Origin of the sequence: Janthinobacterium sp. PAMC25594, assembly GCF_019443505.1 — a bacterium.
In the GTDB taxonomy this organism is placed as follows: Bacteria; Pseudomonadota; Gammaproteobacteria; order Burkholderiales; family Burkholderiaceae_D; genus Janthinobacterium.
In genome coordinates this window covers 2915926-2929881 of the sequence record NZ_CP080377.1, presented here as the reverse complement: position 1 = coordinate 2929881, position 13956 = coordinate 2915926, and the positions used below count along the sequence as shown (strand labels likewise).

The following is a 13956-nucleotide window of genomic DNA, read 5'->3' as shown; positions in this document are numbered from 1 at the left end:
GAACAGAAGTGGGAACTGAAGATGACGATCGAAGATGGCCATGGGCCATTCGGATCGCGAACATCCCCGTTCGCACACTTCCACCTGTCCTGGCCGGTATCCGGGCTGGCAAGTACCGCTATCCCACCTTCCCATGCTCGATGATTGCAAGCACAGTGGTTGTCAGAGATAGCTTGTCGTCCGCTTCCTGTCGGGAGGGGCGACACTTGCTTACCGTTGCGGGGGCAGCACACGTTCGCCGCGGGAGCGGCATCGTGTTTCCCGTTTAACTGCGCTCATGGACATGAACGCGGGCACCAAAACCCGGTCATTATACGTGCAGTGGGCGTGGACTGAAATGCCTGGCTGGACGATTCGATATCAGAAATCGACGACAACCGTCGCACCGTAGGCGATTTTATGGGCGGAACGGGCGGCCAGCAGGGCGGTTTCCTCCAATGGCAGCCGGGCTTGCAGTGCCGACAGCAGGCGGATGGTGCCCGCGTGGCAGATGATGACTGCCGTTTCGTGTTGTTCACGCAACAGATCGCTTAAAAACGCATCGACGCGAGCGGCCATCGCCAGCACATTCTCGCCGCCGCCGGGGCGGTACCAGGCCAGATCGGCGGCCCAGGCATCGATGTCCGCGCGTGCAATCGCGTGCCAGGGCTGCATTTCCCACGCGCCGAAATCCATCTCGGCCAGCCGCGCGTCGAAGTGCAAGCAGCTGGAAGGCAGGTCTTGCGCCAATGCTGTCGCCAGGCCGGCGCAGCGGCGCAACGGGCTGGCATACAGCGGCACGCCGGCCGGCAGCGTTGCTTGCAGGCTGGCGCGCACCGTGGCCATTTCGTGCGGCGCCACCGCCACGTCGCTGCGACCATAGCAGGTGCCGCTGGTCACCTGCGGCGCGGGGTGGCGCACTAAAATCAGTCGCATGTTAATAGAAGCGCATGGGGGGCTGGAAGCTGGAGAGGATGGCCAGATAGACCGCCACTTCCGCCACCTGTTGCACGGCGCCCAGGCAGTCGCCCGTGTAGCCTTGCAGGCGGTGCTGGCATTTGCGGCCCAGCCAGAATGCGGCCGCTGCCGCCACCACGATGGCAAAGACCAGCGTGGCCCAGTTAACTATCCCCAGCACGCCGCAGGCGATGGCGGGCAGCAGGGCGCAGACGGCGGCGATGATGAACTCTCCCGTCGTCATTTCCTGCGCCATCGGCTTGGCCTTGCCTTCGTCGCGCGCATAGTCCATGACCCAGATCAGCGAGACGGCGGCCAGGCGAGAGAGCGGATGGGCGATGAATAATGTCGCCACCACCGTGGCAGGCGGCAGCGATGCGAGCGCCGCGCATTTGATGGCCAGCAGGCAGACGATGCCGATGGCGCCATACGCGCCGATGCGCGAATCCTTCATGATTTCCAGCACCCGCTCGCGCGTCAGTCCACCGCCAAAGCCATCGCACATGTCGGCAAAGCCGTCTTCGTGGAAGGCGCCCGTCAGATAAATGCCGGCGGCGACGGCCAGCAGCACGGCCACCGCCGAAGGCAGGAGCCAGCTGGCCAGCAGATACACTGCGCCGGAAATGGCCGCCACCACCACGCCGACCAGCGGAAAGTAGCGCGACGCGTGCTGCAGCCAGGCCGGCTCGAACCCCACCCAGCGCGGGATCGGCAGGCGCGTGAAGAACTGCAGCGCAATGAAGAAGAGGCGGCATTGATGGACTGCGGCGGAAACGGGGTTGCTCATGGTCTTAGTCTGGCGTGGACTTTTCGCTGACCTGGGCCGAGGCGAAGGTCGCCATCTCGCGCATGAAGTTGACGGCCGCGTGCAGCAGCGGCAAGGCCAGCGCCGAACCCGTGCCTTCGCCGAGGCGCAAATCGAGGTGCAGCAGGGGGCGCGCGCCCAGGCTGGCCAGCAACTGGCGGTGGCCGTTTTCATCGGAGCAGTGCGAAAACACGCAGTAATCGAGGATGGCGGGCTGCAAACGGGCCGCCACCAGCAAGGCGCTGCTGACGATGAAGCCATCGATCAGCAAGATCATGCGCCGTTCGGCCGCCTTCAGCATGGCGCCGGCCATCATGGCGATCTCGAAACCGCCAAAGGTGGCCAGTACGTCGAGTGGCTCATCGAGTGCCGCATGATGCGCGACGGCCGCTTCGATCACCTGCTGCTTGTGCAATATGCCTTCCTTGGACAGGCCGGTGCCGGCGCCCACGCAATCGGCGACCGGGGTTTGCGTCAGCTTGTGCATCAGCGCGGCGGCGGCGGTGGTGTTGCCGATACCCATTTCGCCAAAGCCCAGCACATTGCCATCGAGCGTGGCGACCAGATCCATCCCCGCTTGCATGGCGGCGATGCACTGTTCCTGGCTCATGGCGGCTTCGTTGGCAAAGTTGCGCGTGCCCGGACCTTGCTTGCGGTCGAGCAAGCCTTCGCGCGGGCCGAAGTCGTGGTTGACGCCGGCATCTACTATATACAAGGCGCAATTGTTCTGACGGGCAAAGACATTGATGGCGGCGCCGTCGGCCAGAAAATTTTCCACCATTTGCCAGGTCACGCTTTGTGGATAGGCGGAAATGCCTTCGGCGACGACGCCATGGTCGGCCGCAAAAACGATGATGGCCGGCTGGTGCAATGCCAGTTGCGTGCTTTGCTGGATCAGGCCGATCTGGCGGGCCAGGGTTTCCAGTAGCCCCAGGCTGCCCAGCGGCTTGGTCTTGCTATTGATGGCGTGTTCGAGGGCGCTGGCGAGGGCGGGATTGGCGGTGGGGTTGATGTGTGGGATAGGCATGGGAGTCAAGGTGGATGTGGCAGGGTATTGCCAGCGCTACGATATCACACAGCAATATTTGCCCAACCGCAAATTAGCGCTTGCGGGGCGTGCGAGGCGGGGCTATAATTCGCCCCCTCGCTGAACGATGCATGCAAATGCCGAGTGAAGCGGGTAAAAAAGAAGGTTGACGAAATGCTGAAAAAGCTTCATACTCTTCCTTCTTCGCAGCTGACAAACACAACGCTTTGTCGATAGTGCGAAAGCAGTACCGAATACCGTTCTTTAACAATTAACAGTCGATAAGTGTGGGCATTTGATGTAAGTGCAGCGTCAATCTTCGGATTGGCGTCTAACTTAAAATATCAAATGTTCACAAGAAATAATGAAATAGGCGCTACGCAAGTAGTGGCCTGTCAGTTTTTTGAGTGAGCGACCCATCAGCAATGATGGTGCCTGTAAAATGGCAAAGTAACAGAGATTAAACTGAAGAGTTTGATCCTGGCTCAGATTGAACGCTGGCGGCATGCCTTACACATGCAAGTCGAACGGCAGCACGGAGCTTGCTCTGGTGGCGAGTGGCGAACGGGTGAGTAATATATCGGAACGTACCCTAGAGTGGGGGATAACGTAGCGAAAGTTACGCTAATACCGCATACGATCTAAGGATGAAAGTGGGGGATCGCAAGACCTCATGCTCGTGGAGCGGCCGATATCTGATTAGCTAGTTGGTAGGGTAAAAGCCTACCAAGGCATCGATCAGTAGCTGGTCTGAGAGGACGACCAGCCACACTGGAACTGAGACACGGTCCAGACTCCTACGGGAGGCAGCAGTGGGGAATTTTGGACAATGGGCGAAAGCCTGATCCAGCAATGCCGCGTGAGTGAAGAAGGCCTTCGGGTTGTAAAGCTCTTTTGTCAGGGAAGAAACGGTGAAAGCTAATATCTTTTGCTAATGACGGTACCTGAAGAATAAGCACCGGCTAACTACGTGCCAGCAGCCGCGGTAATACGTAGGGTGCAAGCGTTAATCGGAATTACTGGGCGTAAAGCGTGCGCAGGCGGTTTTGTAAGTCTGATGTGAAATCCCCGGGCTCAACCTGGGAATTGCATTGGAGACTGCAAGGCTAGAATCTGGCAGAGGGGGGTAGAATTCCACGTGTAGCAGTGAAATGCGTAGATATGTGGAGGAACACCGATGGCGAAGGCAGCCCCCTGGGTCAAGATTGACGCTCATGCACGAAAGCGTGGGGAGCAAACAGGATTAGATACCCTGGTAGTCCACGCCCTAAACGATGTCTACTAGTTGTCGGGTCTTAATTGACTTGGTAACGCAGCTAACGCGTGAAGTAGACCGCCTGGGGAGTACGGTCGCAAGATTAAAACTCAAAGGAATTGACGGGGACCCGCACAAGCGGTGGATGATGTGGATTAATTCGATGCAACGCGAAAAACCTTACCTACCCTTGACATGGCTGGAATCCTTGAGAGATCAGGGAGTGCTCGAAAGAGAGCCAGTACACAGGTGCTGCATGGCTGTCGTCAGCTCGTGTCGTGAGATGTTGGGTTAAGTCCCGCAACGAGCGCAACCCTTGTCATTAGTTGCTACGAAAGGGCACTCTAATGAGACTGCCGGTGACAAACCGGAGGAAGGTGGGGATGACGTCAAGTCCTCATGGCCCTTATGGGTAGGGCTTCACACGTCATACAATGGTACATACAGAGCGCCGCCAACCCGCGAGGGGGAGCTAATCGCAGAAAGTGTATCGTAGTCCGGATTGTAGTCTGCAACTCGACTGCATGAAGTTGGAATCGCTAGTAATCGCGGATCAGCATGTCGCGGTGAATACGTTCCCGGGTCTTGTACACACCGCCCGTCACACCATGGGAGCGGGTTTTACCAGAAGTAGGTAGCTTAACCGCAAGGAGGGCGCTTACCACGGTAGGATTCGTGACTGGGGTGAAGTCGTAACAAGGTAGCCGTATCGGAAGGTGCGGCTGGATCACCTCCTTTCTAGAGTTTGCACGAATCAGGTAACTGATTCACGCATCAAATGTTCACACTTATCGGCTGTTTAATTAAGAAGAAACAGTAGTCGTCAGTAGCACCGCGTTGGGGCTGTAGCTCAGCTGGTTAGAGCACCGTGTTGATAACGCGGGGGTCGTTGGTTCGAGTCCAACCAGCCCTACCAGTCATTACCCAGGGGGATTAGCTCAGCTGGGAGAGCACCTGCTTTGCAAGCAGGGGGTCGTCGGTTCGATCCCGTCATCCTCCACCACGTTTTACTCGAAAGTGCAAACGTAAGCCAGTCAACAAGACTTGGGTTTAGGTTTGATCTTTTAGCGATCAAAGCTGTTTCGTTCTTTAACAATCTGGAAGAAGTAAAGATTATTTATTGATTGGTTTGCCGTAAAAAGCGAATCGATGGGTAATGATTGTATGTATCAACAAACAAGCAACAACGTTGTACTTTCTTATTCCTGTAACGCTCTTTCATCATGCAAATGATGAGAGGCTAACGTTATAGGGACAAGCGAATAAGTGCACATGGTGGATGCCTTGGCGATTACAGGCGATGAAGGACGTAGTAGCTTGCGATAAGCTGCGGGGAGTGAGCAAACACACTTTGATCCGCAGATTTCCGAATGGGGCAACCCACCCTTTTAGGGTATTGCATACTGAATACATAGGTATGCAAGGCGAACGCGGCGAACTGAAACATCTAAGTAGCTGCAGGAAAAGAAATCAACCGAGATTCCCAAAGTAGCGGCGAGCGAAATGGGAAGAGCCTGTACGTGATAGTCGGACCGATAACAGAATCCCCTGGAAATGGGAGCCATAGTGGGTGATAGCCCCGTATGTGAAATTGGACCGGTGATACTAAGCGTACGACAAGTAGGGCGGGACACGTGACATCCTGTCTGAATATGGGGGGACCATCCTCCAAGGCTAAATACTCGTAATCGACCGATAGTGAACCAGTACCGTGAGGGAAAGGCGAAAAGAACCCCGGAAGGGGAGTGAAATAGATCCTGAAACCGTGTGCATACAAACAGTAGGAGCGGACTTGTTCCGTGACTGCGTACCTTTTGTATAATGGGTCAGCGACTTACATTCAGTGGCAAGGTTAACCGCATAGGGAAGCCGTAGAGAAATCGAGTCCGAATAGGGCGATCAGTCGCTGGGTGTAGACCCGAAACCAAGTGATCTACTCATGGCCAGGATGAAGGTGCGGTAACACGCCCTGGAGGTCCGAACCCACTAATGTTGAAAAATTAGGGGATGAGCTGTGGGTAGGGGTGAAAGGCTAAACAAACTTGGAAATAGCTGGTTCTCTCCGAAAACTATTTAGGTAGTGCCTCAAGTATCACCATCGGGGGTAGAGCACTGTTATGGCTAGGGGGTCATTGCGACTTACCAAACCATTGCAAACTCCGAATACCGATGAGTGCGAGCTTGGGAGACAGACGTCGGGTGCTAACGTCCGGCGTCAAGAGGGAAACAACCCAGACCGCCAGCTAAGGTCCCAAAGATTGGCTAAGTGGAAAACGAAGTGGGAAGGCTAAAACAGTCAGGATGTTGGCTTAGAAGCAGCCATCATTTAAAGAAAGCGTAATAGCTCACTGATCGAGTCGTCCTGCGCGGAAGATGTAACGGGGCTAAGCCAGTCACCGAAGCTGCGGATATCCTTTATTGGATATGGTAGGAGAGCGTTCTGTAAGCCTGCGAAGGTGTCTTGTAAAGGATGCTGGAGGTATCAGAAGTGCGAATGCTGACATGAGTAGCGATAATGGGGGTGAAAAGCCTCCACGCCGTAAGCCCAAGGTTTCCTGTTCAACGTTCATCGGAGCAGGGTGAGTCGGCCCCTAAGGCGAGGCAGAGATGCGTAGCTGATGGGAAGCAGGTTAATATTCCTGCACCGTCGTATGATGCGATGGGGGGACGGATCGCGGAAGGTTGTCCAACTGTTGGAATAGTTGGTTTTTGACTCATAGAAGGCACTTAGGCAAATCCGGGTGCGGAATTCAAGGGGTTGAGACGAGTGAATTTATTCATGAAGCAATCGGAAGTGGTTCCAAGAAAAGCCTCTAAGCTTCAGTCATACGAGACCGTACCGCAAACCGACACAGGTGGGCGAGATGAGTATTCTAAGGCGCTTGAGAGAACTCGGGAGAAGGAACTCGGCAAATTGGTACCGTAACTTCGGGAAAAGGTACGCCCCGGTAGCTTGACTGGTTTACTCCAGAAGGGTGAAAGGGTTGCAATAAACTGGTGGCTGCGACTGTTTAATAAAAACACAGCACTCTGCAAACACGAAAGTGGACGTATAGGGTGTGACGCCTGCCCGGTGCTGGAAGATTAAATGATGGGGTGCAAGCTCTTGATTGAAGTCCCAGTAAACGGCGGCCGTAACTATAACGGTCCTAAGGTAGCGAAATTCCTTGTCGGGTAAGTTCCGACCTGCACGAATGGCGTAACGATGGCCACACTGTCTCCTCCCGAGACTCAGCGAAGTTGAAATGTTTGTGATGATGCAATCTACCCGCGGCTAGACGGAAAGACCCCATGAACCTTTACTGTAGCTTTGCATTGGACTTTGAACCAATCTGTGTAGGATAGGTGGGAGGCTTTGAAGCGGGGACGCTAGTTCTCGTGGAGCCAACCTTGAAATACCACCCTGGTTTGTTTGAGGTTCTAACCTTGGTCCGTTATCCGGATCGGGGACAGTGCATGGTAGGCAGTTTGACTGGGGCGGTCTCCTCCTAAAGTGTAACGGAGGAGTTCGAAGGTACGCTAGATACGGTCGGACATCGTGTTGATAGTGCAATGGCATAAGCGTGCTTAACTGCGAGACTGACAAGTCGAGCAGGTACGAAAGTAGGACATAGTGATCCGGTGGTTCTGTATGGAAGGGCCATCGCTCAACGGATAAAAGGTACTCTGGGGATAACAGGCTGATTCCTCCCAAGAGTTCATATCGACGGGGGAGTTTGGCACCTCGATGTCGGCTCATCACATCCTGGGGCTGTAGCCGGTCCCAAGGGTATGGCTGTTCGCCATTTAAAGTGGTACGTGAGCTGGGTTTAAAACGTCGTGAGACAGTTTGGTCCCTATCTGCCGTGGGCGTTGGAAATTTGAAGGGGGCTGCTCCTAGTACGAGAGGACCGGAGTGGACGTATCTCTGGTGTACCGGTTGTCACGCCAGTGGCATTGCCGGGTAGCTAAATACGGAAGAGATAACCGCTGAAAGCATCTAAGCGGGAAACTTGCCTTGAGATGAGATTTCCCAGAGCCTTGAGCTCTTTGAAGGGTCGTTCAAGACCAGGACGTTGATAGGCTGGGTGTGGAAGTGCAGTAATGCATTAAGCTAACCAGTACTAATTGCCCGTACGGCTTGTCCCTATAACCTTAGCAGGTACAGAGGATAAGACGGTACAACGTTGCGTGTGTGTTGATACTACTATTCATTACCCAATCTTTGCTTCTTCCAGATTCATGGCTTTGTCGCTCCACTGAGGACAAACGCCGGTACAAGTTATGCCTGATGACCATAGCAAGTTGGTCCCACCCCTTCCCATCCCGAACAGGACCGTGAAACAACTTTGCGCCGATGATAGTGCTGCAACCAGTGTGAAAGTAGGTTATCGTCAGGCTTGTTATACGCAGTAGAGAAAAACCCGATCAGCAATGGTCGGGTTTTTTTTCGTCTGGTGGTTGTGCGCTGGTGGTGGTGTCGGATGACGGCCTGCGGCCTGATCCGACCTACGCTCATGTAAAGTTCAGCCGGGTAGGTCGGATTAGCGCAGCGTAATCCGACAACATTGTTGGCGTCGTGGCATCAGCTACCACGATAAGTGGAATACGACCACGGCGACACCACCAGCGGTACATGGTAGTTTTCATCCGTATGCGCGATACCAAAGGACAGGGTAACCAGGTCGATGAAGCGGGGCGAGGGCAGTTCCACGCCCTGGGCGGCGAAATAGTCGCCGGCGTTGAATACCAGTTCGTACTGGCCCGCCTTCATGCTGTCGCCTTCCAGCAAGGGTGAACTGCAGCGACCGTCGCTATTGGTCATATCCATCTTCAATAACACTTTGCCTTCCGACGTGACTGAAAAGAGGGCCACCTTGACGCCGGCTCCCGGCCTGCCGTGGGCGATATCGAGTACATGCGTGCTGAGTTTTCCCATTTGCTATCCTGTATATAGGGTGAGTGAATGTGCTTATCGTGCAAATCATATACCGGTGACTGCGCCTGACTATATGATTGGGCATATAGCCAACATTGTCCTCCTATAGGCGCGCCTCCGCATGAACAATTACGAACATTATCCACGCGACTTGATCGGCTATGGCCGCACGCCACCGCATCCGCAATGGCCGGGCAAGGCCCGCATCGCCCTGCAATTCGTCCTCAATTACGAGGAGGGGGCGGAAAACAACGTGCTGCATGGCGATGCCGCCTCGGAAACGTTTTTATCGGAAATGATCGGTGCGGCCGCTTTTCCTGCGCGCCACCTGAGCATGGAGTCGATTTATGAATACGGTTCACGCGCCGGGCTGTGGCGCTTGCTGCGCATGTTCGAGGAGCGGCGCCTGCCATTGACCGTGTTTGGCGTATCGATGGCCCTGAAGCGCAACCCGGAAGCGCTCGCCGCCTTCCAGCAACTGGGGCATGAAATCGCCTGTCATGGCTTGCGCTGGATTTCCTATCAAAACATGGATGAAGCGACGGAACGTGAACACATGCGCGAAGCGGTGCAGATCATCCGCGAATTGACGGGTTCCGCCCCGCAAGGCTGGTATACGGGGCGCGATTCACCGAATACGCGCAAACTGGTGGTCGAGCATGGCGGTTTCCGCTACGACGCTGACTATTATGGCGATGACCTGCCATTCTGGGACGAGGTGGCGTACACGGATGCCGCCGGCATGCCGGCCGTGCAGCCACAGCTGATCGTGCCCTACACCCTGGACACGAACGATATGCGTTTTGCCGCCATGCAAGGCTTTAATTCCGGCACGCAGTTTTTCGATTATCTGAAGGATGCCTTCGATGTGCTGTATGCGGAAGGCGATCCGAACGGCTTGAACCAGCCGAAGATGTTGTCCGTGGGCTTGCATTGCCGCCTAGTGGGGCGTCCGGGACGGGCTGCGGCGCTGGCGCGCTTTCTCGACTATGTGCAGGGCCATGAGCAGGTGTGGATCACGCGCCGCATTGATATTGCCGAACACTGGCATGCGACGCATCCCTATACTGTCTGATAGTGCCTTATAAGTATTGATATTGGATGATAAGTAAAATCAGTCTTTGCATATAGTTGTCGCATATGCCGGTGTTAATCTCCTATACTGGGACTATACCGAGGCCAGCATGTCAGAACCGATCCGCTTTTATTACCGTGGTGCCGTACAGGAAGTACGCAATGCCGCCCCTACGCAGACTGTGTTGCAGCACCTGCGCGAGGATTTGCATTGCACTGGTACCAAGGAGGGCTGCGCCGAGGGCGATTGTGGCGCCTGCACGGTCGTCATCGGCAGCCTGGTTGACGGCCAGGTCGAGATGAAGGCCGTCAACGCCTGCATCCAGCTCACGCCTACCCTCGATGGCAAGGCCCTGTTTTCCGTGGAAGACTTGCAACAGCCCGATGGCGCCTTGCATCCGGTGCAGCAGGCGATGGTCGAGTGCCACGGTTCCCAGTGCGGTTTTTGCACGCCCGGTTTTGTCATGTCGCTGTGGGGCATGTATCTGGAGAAAAATGGCGCCACGCCCACGCGCTGCGAAATCGACGATACCCTGTCGGGCAATCTGTGCCGCTGCACGGGCTACCGGCCCATCATCGATGCGGCCAGGCGCATGGGCGAATTGCCGCACGTCACGTTCGATCGCGATGCCCTGGTGCAGCAATTGCAGGCGCTGCAGCGCGGCAGCCTGAGCACCTATGAACACGGCGGCCAGCACTTCCACGCGCCGCGCACCATTGATGAACTGGTGGCGCTGCGCGCGGCAAAGCCGCGAGCGTGCCTGCTGGCCGGTTCCACCGATATCGGCTTGTGGGTGACCAAGCAACTGCGCGACCTGGGCGACATCATTTATCTGGGCAACGTGGCCGCCCTGAAAACCATCGCCATCGTTGACGGCAAGCTGCAGATTGGCGCCGGCGCCAGCCTCAACGATGCGTATGCGGCGCTGTGCCAGCACTATCCTCAAGAATTGTCGGAACTGTGGCAGCGCTTTGCTTCCTTGCCGATTCGCAACGCCGGCACTTTGGGCGGCAATGTCGCCAATGGTTCGCCCATCGGCGACTCGATGCCGTGGCTGATTGCGCTGGGCAGCGAGATCGTACTGCGCGGGCCCGGCGGCCAGCGCATCATGCCGCTGGAAAATTTTTATCTCGGTTACCAAAAGAAAGATCTGCAGCCAGGCGAATTCGTCGAAGCCGTGCGCGTGCCCTTGTCCCGTACCGACGTGCAATTCCGCACGTATAAACTGGCCAAGCGCTTCGACCAGGATATCTCGGCCGTGTGCGCAGCATTTGCCTTCCAGCTCGACGGCGAGCGCATCGTCGATGCGCGCATCGCTTTTGGCGGCATGGCGGCCACGCCGCAGCGTGCCGCGCAAACGGAAGCGTTTCTGCGCGGACAAGCCTGGACGGAAGACAATTTGCTCATTGCCATGCGTTTGCTGGCCGACGATTACGCGCCGCTGTCGGACATGCGCGCCTCGAATACCTATCGCATGACGACGGCGCAAAACCTGCTGCGCCGCTTCTGGCTGGAAACACGCCCCGGTGCGCCTTTGCTGCGCACCGCCGTCAACGCCTACGCTTGCCGCGCCTGAAAGGACCAGCATGAATCATCCTGTCACGCCCGAACTGCAAGCGGCCGCCTGGGCCGCCGTGGGCAAACCCAGCCCCCATGAATCGGCGCAATTGCATGTGCTGGGGCAAGCGACGTACACGGACGATATCGCCGAATTGCAAGGTACCTTGCACGCGGCACTGGGCCTGTCGCAAAAGCCGCATGCACGCATCACGGCCATGGATTTATCGGCCGTGCGCGCCGCTACCGGTGTTGTCGCTGTTTACACGGCGCAGGACATTCCCGGCACCAATGATTGCGGTCCCATCATCCATGACGATCCCATCCTGGCTGCGGAACTGGTGCAATACGTGGGCCAGCCTATCTTCATCGTCGTGGCCGATACGCACGACCATGCGCGCCGCGCCGCCCGCCTGGCGCAAGTGTCGTACGAGGAATTGCCTGCGATCATGACGCCGCAAGCGGCCAAGGCCGCGCAATCGTATGTGCTGCCGCCCATGCAACTGACGCGCGGCAACTACCAGGCCGCGTTCGAGGGCGCGCCGCATGTGGTCAAGGGCCAGCTGTATGTGGGCGGGCAGGAACAGTTTTACCTGGAAGGACAGATTTCCTACGCCATCCCGAAGGAAGCGCAGGGCATGCTGGTGCTGTGTTCGACCCAGCATCCGAGCGAGATGCAGCACGTGGTGGCGCATGCGCTGGGCGTGCATTCGCACAACATTACGGTCGAATGCCGGCGCATGGGCGGCGGTTTCGGCGGCAAGGAGTCGCAGTCGGCCCTGTGGGCGGCGGCCGCATCGATTGCGGCGGCCAAACTCAAGCGTCCCGTCAAATTGCGCGCCGACCGCGACGACGATATGCTGGTGACGGGCAAGCGCCACTGTTTTTACTATGAATACGAAGTGGGCTACGACGACGATGGCCGGATCCTGGCCGCCAGGGTCGACATGACCACGCGCGCGGGCTACTCGGCCGACTTGTCCGGCCCCGTCGCCACGCGCGCCGTCTGCCACTTCGACAACACCTATTATTTGTCCGATGTGGATATCCGCGCCGCCTGCGGCAAGACGAATACGCAATCGAACACGGCTTTCCGGGGCTTCGGCGGGCCGCAGGGTGCCATTGCCATCGAGTACGTGATCGATGAAATCGCCCGCCATTTGCAACGCGATGCGCTCGATATCCGCCTGCTCAATTTCTATGGCCGCAACGATGCGGAAGGACGCAATGTCACGCCGTACGGCCAGAAAATCGTCGACAACGTGATCCATGAACTCGCCGCCGAACTGGAAGAGAGCAGCGATTACCGCGCGCGCCGCCGCATCATCGATGCGTTCAACGAAGCCAGCCCGATCCTGAAGAAGGGCCTGGCATTCACGCCCTTGAAATTCGGCATCGCCTTCAACGTCACGCATCTGAACCAGGCTGGTGCCTTGGTCCACGTGTACGTGGATGGCTCCGTGCTGGTCAACCATGGCGGCACGGAAATGGGGCAGGGCATCAATACCAAGGTGATGCAGGTGGTGGCGCACGAGCTGGGCCTGGACCTGGACAAAGTGCGCGCCACCGCCACCGATACCAGCAAGGTGGCGAACACGTCGGCCACGGCGGCGTCCACCGGTGCCGACCTGAACGGCAAGGCGGCGCAGGATGCGGCGCGCCAGATCCGTGAACGCCTGGCCGATTACGCGGTCAAACTGTACGGCGGCGAGGTGGCTTGCGTGCGCTTCTTCGACAACCATATCCACGTGAATGGCCATGTCGTCGCGTTTGCCGAGCTGGTGCAGAAGGCGTATCTGGCGCGCGTACAATTGTGGTCGGACGGTTTTTATGCCACGCCCGGCTTGTCGTGGGATGCGAAGACGATGACGGGCCATCCGTTTTCGTACTACGCGTATGGCGCGGCCGTGGCTGAAGTGGTGGTCGATACCCTGACGGGCGAGTGGAAATTGCTGCGCGCGGACGCCTTGTATGATGCGGGCCAGTCGCTCAATCCCGCGATTGATCTGGGTCAGGTAGAAGGTGCGTTTATCCAGGGCATGGGCTGGCTGACGACGGAGCAGCTGTGGTGGAATGCGGCGGGCAAGCTGATGACGCATGCGCCATCGACGTACAAGATTCCCGGCATTTCCGATTGCCCCGAGGATTTTCGCGTCAAGCTGTTCCAGAACCGCAATGTGGAAGACAGCATCCACCGCTCCAAAGCCGTGGGCGAGCCGCCTTTATTGTTGCCGTTTTCCGTGTTCTTCGCCATCCGCGACGCCATCTCCAGCGTTGGCCATCACGCCGTGCAGCCACCGTTGAATGCGCCCGCCACCAGCGAGGAAATCCTCAAGGCGGTCATGGCCGTGCAAGCGGCGCATGCCGGCGCATAGGAGCAGAC

7 protein-coding genes, 2 tRNA genes, 3 rRNA genes and 1 riboswitch are annotated in these 13956 nt (G+C 57.1%); of the genes, 8 read left to right on the top strand and 4 right to left on the bottom strand.

The annotated features are described in order from the left end of the window. Positions 1 to 73 precede the first annotated feature (73 nt). Positions 74 to 316: riboswitch (cobalamin riboswitch) on the bottom strand. 44 nt (positions 317 to 360) lie between these two features. From KY494_RS13140 to cobT, 3 genes are read right to left on the bottom strand one after another with little or no spacing between them, the layout of a single operon-like run. Further along, a complete protein-coding gene (locus KY494_RS13140; RefSeq protein WP_219891224.1) occupies positions 361 to 915 on the bottom strand; it encodes a histidine phosphatase family protein in 555 nt (184 codons plus the stop codon). Between the two features lies 1 nt (position 916). Further along, entirely contained in the window at positions 917 to 1723 is an 807-nt protein-coding gene (locus tag KY494_RS13135) for an adenosylcobinamide-GDP ribazoletransferase (RefSeq protein ID WP_219891223.1), read from the bottom strand. A 4-nt stretch (positions 1724 to 1727) separates the two neighbouring features. After that, positions 1728 to 2768 carry a nicotinate-nucleotide--dimethylbenzimidazole phosphoribosyltransferase gene (gene cobT / locus KY494_RS13130; RefSeq protein WP_219135137.1) on the bottom strand — a complete coding sequence of 347 codons (1041 nt, stop codon included), beginning with the start codon at positions 2766 to 2768 and terminating at the stop codon, positions 1728 to 1730. Positions 2769 to 3230: 462 nt separating this feature from the next. Between cobT and KY494_RS13125 the strand changes: the two genes are divergently transcribed. From KY494_RS13125 to rrf, 5 genes are all read left to right on the top strand, one after another. Then, positions 3231 to 4761 (top strand): 16S ribosomal RNA (locus tag KY494_RS13125). Positions 4762 to 4862: 101 nt separating this feature from the next. Next, positions 4863 to 4939: transfer RNA gene (locus KY494_RS13120), tRNA-Ile, on the top strand. An 11-nt stretch (positions 4940 to 4950) separates the two neighbouring features. Beyond that, positions 4951 to 5026 (top strand) — tRNA-Ala (locus KY494_RS13115). A gap of 249 nt (positions 5027 to 5275) precedes the next feature. Further along, positions 5276 to 8151, top strand: a 23S ribosomal RNA gene (locus tag KY494_RS13110). A gap of 138 nt (positions 8152 to 8289) precedes the next feature. Beyond that, positions 8290 to 8402 (top strand): 5S ribosomal RNA (gene rrf, locus KY494_RS13105). Together the 16S, 23S and 5S rRNA genes with 2 tRNA genes alongside form the textbook arrangement of a ribosomal RNA operon. A gap of 185 nt (positions 8403 to 8587) precedes the next feature. On the opposite strand, the gene uraH is transcribed toward rrf, so the two are convergent. Next, on the bottom strand, positions 8588 to 8941 hold the full coding sequence (uraH, locus tag KY494_RS13100) for a hydroxyisourate hydrolase (protein ID WP_219132964.1): 354 nt from the start codon (positions 8939 to 8941) through the stop codon (positions 8588 to 8590). Positions 8942 to 9062: 121 nt separating this feature from the next. Here uraH and puuE point away from each other — a divergent pair, with 121 nt between their 5' ends. From puuE to xdhB, 3 genes are all read left to right on the top strand, one after another. Then, the gene (puuE, locus tag KY494_RS13095) at positions 9063 to 10016 is read left to right on the top strand and encodes an allantoinase PuuE (protein WP_219891222.1); all 954 of its coding nucleotides are present in this window, start codon (positions 9063 to 9065) and stop codon (positions 10014 to 10016) included. A 109-nt stretch (positions 10017 to 10125) separates the two neighbouring features. After that, positions 10126 to 11592: a xanthine dehydrogenase small subunit gene (gene xdhA, locus KY494_RS13090; protein WP_219891221.1), complete on the top strand. Its 1467-nt coding sequence runs from the start codon at positions 10126 to 10128 to the stop codon at positions 11590 to 11592. Between the two features lie 10 nt (positions 11593 to 11602). Further along, the gene (gene xdhB / locus KY494_RS13085; protein WP_219891220.1) at positions 11603 to 13948 is read left to right on the top strand and encodes a xanthine dehydrogenase molybdopterin binding subunit; all 2346 of its coding nucleotides are present in this window, start codon (positions 11603 to 11605) and stop codon (positions 13946 to 13948) included. Positions 13949 to 13956 lie beyond the last annotated feature (8 nt).

Coding starts and splice junctions, on each gene's coding strand:
- KY494_RS13140 (WP_219891224.1), bottom strand. CDS start 915: ATGCGACTGATTTTAGTGCGCCACCCCGCGCCGCAGGTGACCAGCGGC.
- KY494_RS13135 (WP_219891223.1), bottom strand. CDS start 1,723: ATGAGCAACCCCGTTTCCGCCGCAGTCCATCAATGCCGCCTCTTCTTC.
- cobT (WP_219135137.1), bottom strand. CDS start 2,768: ATGCCTATCCCACACATCAACCCCACCGCCAATCCCGCCCTCGCCAGC.
- uraH (WP_219132964.1), bottom strand. CDS start 8,941: ATGGGAAAACTCAGCACGCATGTACTCGATATCGCCCACGGCAGGCCG.
- puuE (WP_219891222.1), top strand. CDS start 9,063: ATGAACAATTACGAACATTATCCACGCGACTTGATCGGCTATGGCCGC.
- xdhA (WP_219891221.1), top strand. CDS start 10,126: ATGTCAGAACCGATCCGCTTTTATTACCGTGGTGCCGTACAGGAAGTA.
- xdhB (WP_219891220.1), top strand. CDS start 11,603: ATGAATCATCCTGTCACGCCCGAACTGCAAGCGGCCGCCTGGGCCGCC.